Here is an 11,068-nt window from a genome sequence, read left to right as displayed (position 1 = left end):
GGTCCGCCCAGGTCCCGGCGGCCGCCGAGGCCTGCCGTGCCGACCCGGCGCTGCCCACCGTCGTGCTCCGGACCGCGCCGTGGCGGGCCGCGGTGCCCTGCGAGCGCCTGGTCGAGCGGTGACGACGAGGTCGGTGGCCGTGGCCGTGACCGGCGTCAGCGGCGCGCGGGCGTCCGGAACTCGCGACGGGCCGGGGGAGTCCGGGGACCGTCGCCCGCGGACACGGGTTCCTCGCCGACGAGCACGATCCGGGTCTTGATCGCGATGAGTGCGAACAGCACCCAGTTGCCCTGGTAGAGCAGTCTCGACTCGGCGATCGACTGCACGAGGAGTGCCACGACCACGAGCAGCGGCAGGAGCGAGACCGGGTCGAACGGACGGGGGGCGAGCGACGCGTCGTACCCGATCCGGGTCGCCGACGCCCAGGAGCGGCTGAGGGTCGTGACGACGTACACCACGAAGATCGCGAGCCCGATGATTCCCGTCTGCATCCAGACGTCGAGGTACGCGTCGTGCGCCTGCAGGTAGGTCACGCCCTTGCGGTGGACCAGGTCCGCGAGGGTCGGGATGCCCGGCCACCAGTACCCGATCCAGCCCCACCCGACGACCGCGTGCTCCTGGATGAGCCCGATCACGCGTTCCCAGATCACGCCGCGGCCGGTCGCGTCCGACCCCTTGCCGAGCAGCTCGGACACCTGCCCGCGGGCGAGGAACCCGAGCACGCCGACGACCACGGCCCCGGCGGCGATGGCCAGGTAGCGCGGTGTCCGACGGTCGGTCGGGACGCGGCGGATCCAGAGCGCGACGGCGAGTGCGACGAGGACGACGAGTCCTGCGGCCAGGACGGTCGAGGACCGGGTGAGCGCCAGGACGACGAAGGCCACCACGGTCCAGCCGATCGCCCGGTTGCGGCGGATCCGCCCCTCGGCGTACTGGACGGCGACGGCGATCACCGCGAGGAGCGCGACCATCGCGAGGAGGTTCGCGTTGCCGGGCAGTCCCTGGATGCGCCCGCCGGTGAAGAGCTCGGCTCGCGAGAAGTAGAACGCATCCGGGATCTTCCGGTCGCCGTAGTCGGTCCACGCCGGTGCGATCGGGTGCCGGAGGACGACCGCGACGAAGGCCTCGAAGAGCAGTGACCCCATCAGGACCCAGCGCAGCGCGAGGCTCAGCGCGTCGGTGATGCGACGCCAGGTGAGGGTCGAGGCGATCGCGAACGCGGCGCCCGCGCAGATGACCTGGACGGCGAGGCTCGAGATCGTCGCGAAACGCCAGTGTGACCACACGAGTGACACCAGGCACCAGGCCAGGAAGAGCCAGAGCGCTCGCGGTGTCCGTGTGAGCGGCGGGCGCGCGCGGACGATGATCGTCGTGGCCCAGACGGCGGCGGCAGCCCAGAGCAGGCCGGCACCGACCCAGGTGAGCGTGTTCGGCACGGCGTCGCCGGCGAAGAGCACGAACAGGATCGTCGCGCCGAACGCGAACGCCTCCCGCTCGGGCACGGATCCGCGCGCCAACGGCCAGGTGTTCGTCACGACGCCAGGGTACCCGGGGAGCGCACGTCGACCGCCGATAGGCTCGTGCGCATGTTCCTCGGCATCACGAACACGCCCCGCGACTACGCGTGGGGATCCGTCACGGCGATCCCCGAGCTCCTCGGACGGACCGTCACCGGCGCGCCGCAGGCGGAGCTCTGGCTCGGCGCGCACCCGGGCAGCCCGAGCGTCGTCGTGAACCCGGCGATGGTCGGCGGCGCGGACACGCTCCTCGACTGGATCACCGCGGAACCGCAGGACGCCCTCGGCCCCGACCGGACGGGACTCCCGTTCCTGCTCAAGGTCCTCGCGGCCGCCGCGCCGCTCTCGCTGCAGGCGCACCCGACCCCGGAGCAGGCGCGCGAGGGCTACGAGCGCGAGGAGGCAGCGGGCGTCCCGATCGACGACCCGGCCCGCAACTACAAGGACCCGTTCCCGAAGCCCGAGCTCGTCGTGGCGCTCAGCGAACGCTTCGAGGCGCTGAGCGGCTTCCGCCCGGTCGCGGACACGCTCGCCGACGTCGAGGCGCTCGATGCCGGGTCCGGCCGGCTCGGCCCCCTGGCCGCGCACCTGCAGCACGGGCTCGAGGACACCGTGCGCTGGCTCGAGACCGGTGACTCCTCGGCGCAGGCGGTCGTGCAGGCCGTGAGCGACCTCGCCGCAGCGCTCGCCGACGACGCCCTCACGCCGAACACCGCGACAGTGCGGGACCTCGCCGCGAGCTACCCGGGCGATCCCGGCATCGTGGTCTCCCTGCTCATGCACCGCGTGACGCTCGCCGCCGGCGAGGCGATGTACCTGCCGGCCGGGAACATCCACGCCTACCTCGACGGGCTCGGCATCGAGTTGATGGCCCCGTCCGACAACGTGCTGCGCGGCGGCCTCACGCCGAAGCACGTCGACGTCCCGGAGCTGCTGCGCGTCCTCGACTTCACCGCCTACCCGGCGCCCGTGCTGGCGCCCGAGTCCGTCGCCCCCGGCGTCGAGCGCTTCGCCCCCGACGGCGTCGGGTTCGCGTTGCTGCGCGTCACGGGGGACGGACGCCCGGTCGGTCTGGCGTCCGGCGGCGTGGCCCCGCTGCACGGCCCCTCGATCGCGATCTGCACGGCGGGCGCGGTGACGCTCGTCGGCGCGACGTCCGCGACGCTCCTGCGCCAGGGGGAGTCCTGCTACATCACCCCGGACGAGGGTGACGTCACGGTCGAGGCCGACAACGGCAGCGGACTGGCGTCGACGGTCTTCATCGCCACGGGTGCGTGAACCCGCAGCTCGTGGCGGTCTGACGCCGCGCCGGTTCCGCTAGCGTGGCCAGCATGAGTTGGCTGGTCACCGGCGGCGCCGGGTACATCGGGTCCCACGTCGTCCGAGCGCTGCGTGCGGCGGGCATCGACACCGTCGCGTTCGACGATCTCTCGAGCGGCTTCCGGGGGTTCGTGCCCGAGGACGTCCCGTTCGTCGAGGGCACGATCCTCGACGGCGAGCTCGTGGCCCGGACGCTCCGCGAGCACGCCGTCACCGGTGTGGTGCACGTCGCGGGCTTCAAGTACGCGGGCGTCTCCGTCGAGCGGCCCCTGCACACCTACGAGCAGAACGTCACCGGTACGACGACGCTGCTGCGGGCGATGGCGGAGAACGGTGTCACCAAGGTGGTCTTCTCGTCGAGCGCCGCCGTCTACGGCACGCCGGACGTCGAGACCGTGGTCGAGGACACCCCGAAGGCGCCGGAGTCGCCCTACGGCGAGTCGAAGCTCATCGGCGAGTGGCTGCTGCGCGACATGGAGGTCGCACGGGGCTTCACCACGACGTCGCTGCGCTACTTCAACGTCGTCGGGTCGGGGGAGCCGGACCTATACGACGCCAGCCCGCACAACCTGTTCCCGCTCGTCTTCGACGCCCTGCTCGCCGGTCGCACGCCCCGTATCAACGGCGACGACTACGCCACGCCGGACGGCACCTGCGTGCGCGACTACATCCACGTCGCCGACCTCGCACACTCGCACGCGGTCGCCGCGCAGAAGCTCGAGGCGGGCGAGACCCTCGAGCGGGCGTACAACCTCGGCAGCGGCGACGGGGTGAGCGTCCGGCAGATCATGGACGCCATGGCGACGGGCACGGGCATCGCGTTCGAGCCCGAGATCGCGCCGCGACGCGCCGGTGACCCCGCGCGGATCGTCGCGACGGGCGAGGCCGCTGCGCGCGACCTCGACTGGGCGATGCGCCACACGCTCGACGAGATGGTCACGAGCGCGTGGGAGGCCCGGCGCCGCATCGGTTGAGGAGCGATCGCCCGCGCTTCGTCGGCGCGGAGTTGTCCCCCGAAACCCCGACAGACCGCCCGCGACACGCCCGTACGGGGGACATGACACGCCGGAACCGTCAGTGCCTTCTATGATCCGCGACTTGACTCTCGCGAATGACACCGCTGTAATTACAGGCAACGACAGCGATCGTTGTGGTCCCGTTATCGAGACGTCAGGGGTGATCAGGGTGAACGGTTCCGACTTCCACGCCGGAGTACCGGAGGACTGGCACGTCGACCCCGTGGCGCTCGGCGTCCCGGGTGTCCGGCGTCCGGAGACCGACGACGAGGAGAACCCGCTCGCCTGGCAGGCGGACTCGCTCTGCGCGCAGACCGACCCCGAGGCGTTCTTCCCCGAGAAGGGCGGCTCGACGCGCGAGGCCAAGAAGATCTGCACCTCGTGCGAGGTCCGGGCCCAGTGCCTCGAGTACGCGCTCGAGAACGACGAGCGCTTCGGCATCTGGGGCGGCCTGTCCGAGCGCGAGCGCCGCAAGCTGCGAAAGCGGGCATAGCCCCGGAGGCACGGTGCGCGTCCGACGCGCACCGGTCGTTGATGGCTCCCACAGGTTCACGGCGCGCCGCCGTCCGCAGGCCGAGCCGTGCCTCCAGACCGTAGAGTGACGCCCGTCATGCAGCCCAGAGTCACCGCGATCCTCGTCGCCGCCAACGGGGCGGACCACCTCGACCGGACCCTGGACGCGCTCGCCGCCCAGACGCGTCACCCCGAGAACCTCGTCGTCGTCGACCTCGGGTCGACCGACGGTTCGACCACCGACCTCTCGTTCGGCGGCTCCGCCGAACTGCTGCGCCTGCCCGCCGGTCGCCCCTTCGGCGAGGCGGTCGCCCGTGGCGAACGCGAGGCCCCGCCCGCCGTCACGGACGAGCCCGTCGACGAGTGGCTCTGGCTGCTCGGCCACGACAACGCGCCGGCGCCCACCGCCCTCGCGGACCTGCTGTCCGCGGTCGAGATCGCGCCGAGCGTGGTCGTCGCAGGCCCGAAGCTCGTCGACGTCGACGACCCGTCGCGGCTCCGGGCCTTCGGTGAGAGCATGACCCGCTTCGGCCGGTCGATCGTCCTCGTGCAGGACGAGCTCGACCAGGGCCAGCACGACCGGAACACCGACGTGATGGCGGTCGCCGCGGGCGGGATGCTCGTGCGGCGCTCGGTGTGGAACGAACTCGGCGGGTTCGACCCCGCCCTGCCGAACGTCGACGCGGCGCTGGACTTCTGCGTGCGCGTGCGCCTGGCGGGACACCGTGTGGCCGTCGTCCCCGAGGCCCGCGTGACGAGCGCCGGGCCGATCGAGGAGTTCGGTCGCAAGCGGGTCTCCGAGGGTCGGCGCGTCCGGATGCACCGGCAGGCGCAGCTGCACCGGCGGATGACCTACGCGTCCGCCGGGGTCCTCTGGATCCACTGGCTCACGCTCGTGCCGTTCGCGATCGGCCGCGCGATCGGGCACCTCGTCGCCAAGCACCCGGCCGCGGTCGGGGCCGAGCTCGCCGCGGCGTTCTCGGTCGCGTTCGGCGGCGGGACCGGACGCTCACGGCGGGTCCTGGCGCGGGGCAAGAAACTCGGGTGGGCGGCGGTGGAGCCGCTCCGGGTGAGCTGGCGCCGGGTGCACGAACGACGGACCACCTCGCGCGACGTCGAGCTCGCACGGGTCGAGGACGCACCGATCGCCCGGGCGTCCTTCCTCGGCGACGGCGGCATCTGGGTCGTCCTCGCCGCGGCCGTCCTCAGCGTGGTGACCCTGTACCCGCTGCTCGGCTCGCCGGCACTGACCGGCGGCGGTCTGCTGCCGCTCAGCACCGACGTCGCCCGGCTGTGGCAGAACGTCGGTTACGGCTGGCACTCCATCGGGACGGGCTTCACCGGCCCGAGCGATCCGTTCGCCGCCGTCGTCGCCGTGCTCGGCTCCATCACGTTCTGGTCGCCGTCGACCTCGGTCGTGCTCGTCATGCTCGTCGCGTTCCCGCTCGCCGCGCTCGGTGCCTGGTTCGCGGTCCGGAAGACCACGACCCGGACCTGGGTGCCGGTGATCGGCGCAGCGCTGTACACGATCGCCCCGACGCTCGTCGGCGCCGTCACGAGCGGGCACCTCGGCGCGGTGATCGCGCACGTCCTGCTGCCGTGGCTGTTCCTCGCCGTGCTCGAGGCGCACCGCTCCTGGGCCTGGGCCTCGGGCGCGTCCCTGTTGTTCGCCGTGATCGCGGCCTCGGCGCCGTCGCTGCTGCCGGTGCTGCTGCTCGGCTGGCTCGTCTCGCTCGCCGTCGGGTGGCGCCGGGCGCACCGTCGCGTGTTCATCCCGGTGCCGGCCGCCGTGCTCTTCCTGCCGCTCGTGCTGGCGCAGGTCGCCCGCGGCAACGTGCTCGCCGTGTTCGCGGACCCGGGCGTGCCCTCGGCCACCCGCGCCCCGTCGGCCTTCCAGCTCGCCATCGGCCAGCCGGTGCCGGACTGGAGCGGCTGGTTGCCCACAACGTCCGGGCTCGCCCTCGCGGCCTGGGTCCTGCCGGTGCTCATGGCGGTGCTCGCGCTGCCGATCGCCGCCGCCGCGATCGGCGCGATGCTCGGTCACCGCTGGGCCGTCGCCGGAGCTGCCCTCCTCATCGCGCTGGCCGGCTTCGCCACCGCGTTCGCCGCCACCCACGTCACGGTGACTGGCGTCGGGTCCACGACGACGATCATCTGGCCGGGCAGCGGACTGAGTGTGTACTGGTTCGGCATCGTCGCCGCCGCCTGCATCGGGATCGACGTGCTGCCACGGACGGCGCCGATCGCGGGCCTCGTGACGACGGTCGTCGCCGCCGTCACGGTGGCACCGGCGTTCGGGGCGTTCTACCTCGGCAACGCGGTGATCCAGCCCACCTCCGGCCGGGTGCTCAGCGCCTACGTGAACGCCGAGGCGCAGGCGAACCCCGACGTCGGCACGCTCGTCGTCGACCCGCAGGACGACGGCTCGCTCGCGGTGTCGCTCGAACGCGGGCAGGGGTCGACGCTCGACGACCAGACCACGCTCGACTCGACGGCCCTCACGCTCAGCCGGTCGGGGGCGCAGCTCGCGACCCTCGCGGGCAACCTGGCGAGCCGGAGCGGGTACGACCCCGAGCCCGCGCTGCGGCAGCTCGGTGTCAGCTTCGTCCTGCTCGACGACGCTCCCACCGGCTCCGGGGCGCAGGCGGTCCACGACCGTGCCGCCGGTGCGATCGGCCAGAACGCGCTGTTCACGAGCATCGGTGAGACGACGAGCGGCCAGCTGTTCCACTACGAGGGCGACGTCGACCGTCCGTCCACCGGTTCGGCCGGGGCGCAGGCGACGCACGTGCTCTACCTCGTGGTCCTCGGCGTGGTGTTCGGCGCGGCGGCACTGCTCGCGGTGCCCACCGCGCCCCGCCGTCGCCGTGCCACCTCGAACGTCATCGAGGCCGAGGAACCCGCCACCACCTTCGACGAGGAGCGCGACGAATGAGCAGCACCCCCGCCTCCGTCCGCCGCTGGGTCGTCCGCGGCACCGCGACCGCGATCGCCGTCGTGGTCGCCGCCGGGGCCGTCACCGCGGCGCACGCCCTCGGGACCGGCACCGACCCGGGACGTCCCGCGGGCAAGACGGTCACCCCCGTACCCGCCGACGCCGAACGGGTGTGCGCCGGCAACGCGCTCCGACTCTCGGACGACGCCGGGAACGACGCGACGAAGGCGAGCACCGTCGGGTCCGCGACCGTCGCGACCGCGACCACCGGGTCGAGCGTCGAGCGCTCCGGCCTCGACGACTCCGCGACCGGCGGGAGCAAGCCGCGCCTGCTGACCGCACCCGCGGGGGACACGACCCCGCAGGTCGCCGGCAGCAGCTACCAGAGCGTCGCGAGCGGGGACGTCGTCGGCGTCGGCGCTGCGTCGTGCGACGACCCGAGCCAGTCGACGTGGCTGGTCGGCGGATCCACCGAGACCGGCCGCACGAGCCTCGTCACGCTGTCGAACCCGACCGACGTGAACGCGACCGTCGACCTGTCGATCTACGACGGCTCGGGCACCGTCAGCGCCCCGGGCACCACCGGCATCGTCGTCGCGCCGAACACCCAGAAGGTCGTCCCGCTCTCGGGGTTCGTCTCCGACCAGGGCTCCACCGTCGTGCACGTCGAGTCCTCGGGCGGTCAGATCGTCGCGCACATGCAGGAGTCCATCGTCCGCACCCTCACCCCGGGCGGCTTCGACATCATCTCCGGCGGCGCCGCGCCCTCGACGTCCCAGATCATCCCGGGCGTCGTCCTCGACGGGGCGCAAGAGGCCCAGCGCGGCGACGACACCGCCGACGCGGCGCCGATCGTGCGCCTTTTCGTCCCCGGCACCAAGGCGGCCCGGGTCACCCTCGGCATCTCGACGGCCGACGGCGGTGGGTCCACCGTCAACGCGACCGCCGAGCCGGGCGTCGTCACCGACGTCTCCCTCGACGACTTCCCGGACGGTCGCTACGCCTTCACCGTGACGGCGACGGAACCGCTCGTCGCCGGCGCCCGCACGACGACGCCCACCTACGACGGTCGCACGGACGTCGGGTGGTTCGCCTCCGCCGAGCCGCTCGGCGAGTCCACGATCACGGCGGTCGCGCCCGGCGAGAACCAGCGCCTGACCCTCGTCAACCCGACGCGCTCCGACGCCGACGTCACGATCCGCTCCGGCGACGAGACGCAGGACGTGACGGTCGTCGCCGGCGGCGTCCGCACCGTGATCGTCCCCGTGGCGAAGCAGCTCGAGCTGCAAGGCACCGAGGGGCTCGTCGCCGGGGTGACCTACATGGGCGACGACGGCATCGCCGGGTTCCCGGTGCGGGCCGCGACCGAGGTGTCGACGCCGGTCCGGGTCTACCCCTGATCGACCGGGCCCTCCGTCACCAGTGCCGGTAGCGGTCGGGCGCGAGGTCCCACGGGTCCTTGTCGATCAGCTCGCCCACCGCGCGGAACACCGCGGTCTCGACGATGATCCGCTTGTCGGTGTCGTCCTTCTCGGGGCTGCGCGTCACCCGCTCCACGGGGATGCGGAACAGGGTGACACGGCGCTGCTCGCGGTCCACCCGCCACCGCGGCATGTGGTCGGGCAGGGTCGTGTCGGTCGGCATGTCCGCGACCTGGAACACGACGCCCTCGAGCTCGGCCGGCCAGAGTCCGAGCAGGTAGTGCGCGGTGTCGCCGACGATACGATCGAACGTCTCGGCGCGGGTGATGATCGGCGCGAGGTCCGGGCCCGTCACGCTGGAGCGTCCACCCCGTCCGTGCCGGGACCGCCCGCGGCCCCGGTCGACCGGTGTGACGAGACGAGTCCTGCGACGCATCCCCACATCGTACGCGGGAAGCGCTCGCGCCCCGCTCCGGTAGGGTCGGTGCCGGTATGGACGTGAGGATCTGCAGCAAGGTCGCCTGTGGCGCGAGCGCCTCGGCGACCCTGACGTACGACTACGGGGACTCCATGGTCGTCGTCGGGCCCCTCTCCACCCGCGTCGAACCCCACGGCTACGACCTCTGCGCCCGCCACGCGGCGCGGCTGCGCGTGCCGCGTGGCTGGCAGGTCGTGCGGCGCGAGCCGCTCCGCCGCGACGCCGACTGACGCGGTCGGACCCGGTCCTCCACAGGGGTGTGCCAGGAGGCGCTGCTCACGGCACCGACGTCGTCTGACGACCCGCGCCTCCCGGCGTGGAAGACTGGGCACATGCCCACCGAAGCCCGCACCGCAGCACCGTTCCGCGTCGCCGACCTCACCCTCGCCGAGGCGGGGCGACACCAGATCCGCCTCGCTGAGAACGAGATGCCGGGCCTCATGTCCCTGCGTGCGGAGTTCGGCCCCTCGCAGCCGCTCGCCGGCGCGCGGATCGCGGGATCGCTGCACATGACGGTGCAGACGGCCGTCCTCATCGAGACCCTGGTCGCGCTCGGTGCGCAGGTGCGGTGGGCGAGCTGCAACATCTTCTCGACCCAGGACGAAGCCGCCGCGGCCGTGGCCGTCGGTCCGACCGGCACTCCGGAGTCGCCCGCCGGCGTCCCGGTGTTCGCGTGGAAGGGCGAGACGCTCGAGGAGTACTGGTGGTGCACCAGCCGCATCTTCGACTGGTCGGCCGAAGCCGCGTCGGCCGGTGCCGACTGGATCGGCCCGAACCTCATCCTCGACGACGGCGGCGACGCCACGATGCTCGTGCACACCGGCGCCGACGCCGAAGCGGCCGGACGCGTGCCCGAGGCCGGGGCCGACGCGAGCACCGAGTGGAAGATCGTCCTCGACACCGTCGCCGCCTCGCTGCAGGAGTCGTCCGACCGCTGGACCCGCATCGCTGCCGACATCGAGGGCGTCACCGAGGAGACCACCACGGGCGTCCACCGCCTGTACGAGCTGTCGCGCACCGGTGAGCTCAAGTTCCCGGCGATCAACGTCAACGACTCCGTCACGAAGTCGAAGTTCGACAACAAGTACGGCATCCGGCACTCGCTGCCCGACGGCCTCAACCGGGCGACCGACGTGCTGATCGGTGGCAAGGTCGCGTTCGTCGTGGGCTACGGCGACGTGGGCAAGGGCGCGGCCGAGGCCCTCCGCGGTCAGGGTGCCCGGGTGATCGTGTCCGAGGTCGACCCGATCTGCGCGCTCCAGGCCGCGATGGACGGCTACCAGGTGGCGCGTCTGGCCGACGTCGCCGACCAGGTGGACATGGTCATCACGTGCACGGGGAACCTCGGCGTCGTCGGCGTCGACGAGATGCTCGCGCTGAAGCACCTCGCGATCGTCGCGAACGTCGGACACTTCGACAACGAGATCGACATGGCGGGACTCGAGTCCCTGCCCGGCGCCGAGAAGGTCGAGATCAAGCCCCAGGTGCACGAGTGGCGTCTGCCGACGGGCCGCTCGATCCTCGTGCTCTCCGAGGGACGGCTCATGAACCTCGGCAACGCGACCGGCCACCCGTCCTTCGTGATGAGCAACTCCTTCACGAACCAGGTGCTCGCCCAGATCGAGCTGCACACCCGGCGGGAGTCGTACCCGACGGGGGTGTACGTGCTGCCGAAGCACCTCGACGAGAAGGTCGCGCGGCTGCACCTCGACGCGCTCGGGGTGGCGCTGACGTCGCTGCGGCCGGAGCAGGCGGCGTACATCGGCGTCCCGGTCGAGGGTCCGTACAAGCCCGAGCACTACCGGTACTGACGCGGGGGCGCGGGCTGCGCGCGGCGCGGGGCGCGGGCGCCGCGGGGGGGGGGGGCC

The 11,068-nt window shown here is 72.7% G+C and carries 9 protein-coding genes; 7 read left to right on the top strand and 2 right to left on the bottom strand.

Annotation, left to right across the window (positions count from 1 at the left end; genetic code table 11):
* Window positions 1-155: 155 nt before the first annotated feature.
* Complete coding sequence (locus Q7F20_RS15775) at window positions 156-1,535, bottom strand: O-antigen ligase (protein WP_305741018.1); 1,380 nt, start codon at window positions 1,533-1,535, stop codon at window positions 156-158.
* A gap of 51 nt (window positions 1,536-1,586) precedes the next feature.
* On the opposite strand from Q7F20_RS15775, the gene manA reads away from it, so the two are divergent.
* From manA to Q7F20_RS15750, 5 genes are all read left to right on the top strand, one after another.
* Window positions 1,587-2,795: a mannose-6-phosphate isomerase, class I gene (gene manA / locus Q7F20_RS15770; RefSeq protein ID WP_305741017.1), complete on the top strand. Its 1,209-nt coding sequence runs from the start codon at window positions 1,587-1,589 to the stop codon at window positions 2,793-2,795.
* 53 nt (window positions 2,796-2,848) lie between these two features.
* Entirely contained in the window at window positions 2,849-3,811 is a 963-nt protein-coding gene (galE, locus tag Q7F20_RS15765; protein WP_305741016.1) for a UDP-glucose 4-epimerase GalE, read from the top strand.
* Between the two features lie 202 nt (window positions 3,812-4,013).
* A complete protein-coding gene (locus Q7F20_RS15760; protein ID WP_370871708.1) occupies window positions 4,014-4,346 on the top strand; it encodes a WhiB family transcriptional regulator in 333 nt (110 codons plus the stop codon).
* A 117-nt stretch (window positions 4,347-4,463) separates the two neighbouring features.
* A complete protein-coding gene (locus Q7F20_RS15755) occupies window positions 4,464-7,301 on the top strand; it encodes a glycosyltransferase (RefSeq protein ID WP_305741015.1) in 2,838 nt (945 codons plus the stop codon).
* On the top strand, window positions 7,298-8,701 hold the full coding sequence (locus Q7F20_RS15750) for a DUF5719 family protein (RefSeq protein ID WP_305741014.1): 1,404 nt from the start codon (window positions 7,298-7,300) through the stop codon (window positions 8,699-8,701). The genes Q7F20_RS15755 and Q7F20_RS15750 overlap by 4 nt, the downstream gene beginning before the upstream one ends.
* 16 nt (window positions 8,702-8,717) lie before the next feature.
* Here the strand turns inward: Q7F20_RS15750 and Q7F20_RS15745 are convergent, their stop codons facing one another.
* Window positions 8,718-9,077: a metallopeptidase family protein gene (locus tag Q7F20_RS15745; protein WP_305741013.1), complete on the bottom strand. Its 360-nt coding sequence runs from the start codon at window positions 9,075-9,077 to the stop codon at window positions 8,718-8,720.
* Window positions 9,078-9,214: 137 nt separating this feature from the next.
* Between Q7F20_RS15745 and Q7F20_RS15740 the strand changes: the two genes are divergently transcribed.
* Both Q7F20_RS15740 and ahcY read left to right on the top strand, forming a co-directional pair.
* Complete coding sequence (locus Q7F20_RS15740) at window positions 9,215-9,430, top strand: DUF3499 family protein (protein ID WP_305741012.1); 216 nt, start codon at window positions 9,215-9,217, stop codon at window positions 9,428-9,430.
* Window positions 9,431-9,532: 102 nt separating this feature from the next.
* Window positions 9,533-11,011, top strand: coding sequence for an adenosylhomocysteinase (gene ahcY / locus Q7F20_RS15735; protein WP_305741011.1), 1,479 nt, complete (start codon window positions 9,533-9,535; stop codon window positions 11,009-11,011).
* The last annotated feature ends 57 nt before the right edge of the window (window positions 11,012-11,068 follow it).

It is taken from the genome of Curtobacterium sp. A7_M15, from assembly GCF_030705415.1.
In the GTDB taxonomy this organism is placed as follows: Bacteria; Actinomycetota; Actinomycetes; order Actinomycetales; family Microbacteriaceae; genus Curtobacterium.
This window is presented reverse-complemented; position numbering and strand designations above follow the sequence as displayed.

Excerpts from the sequence above, each read along its gene's own strand:
- Q7F20_RS15750 (WP_305741014.1), top strand. The coding sequence starts at position 7,298 with ATGAGCAGCACCCCCGCCTCCGTCCGCCGCTGGGTCGTCCGCGGCACC.
- Q7F20_RS15755 (WP_305741015.1), top strand. The coding sequence starts at position 4,464 with ATGCAGCCCAGAGTCACCGCGATCCTCGTCGCCGCCAACGGGGCGGAC.
- galE (WP_305741016.1), top strand. The coding sequence starts at position 2,849 with ATGAGTTGGCTGGTCACCGGCGGCGCCGGGTACATCGGGTCCCACGTC.
- Q7F20_RS15740 (WP_305741012.1), top strand. The coding sequence starts at position 9,215 with ATGGACGTGAGGATCTGCAGCAAGGTCGCCTGTGGCGCGAGCGCCTCG.
- manA (WP_305741017.1), top strand. The coding sequence starts at position 1,587 with ATGTTCCTCGGCATCACGAACACGCCCCGCGACTACGCGTGGGGATCC.
- ahcY (WP_305741011.1), top strand. The coding sequence starts at position 9,533 with ATGCCCACCGAAGCCCGCACCGCAGCACCGTTCCGCGTCGCCGACCTC.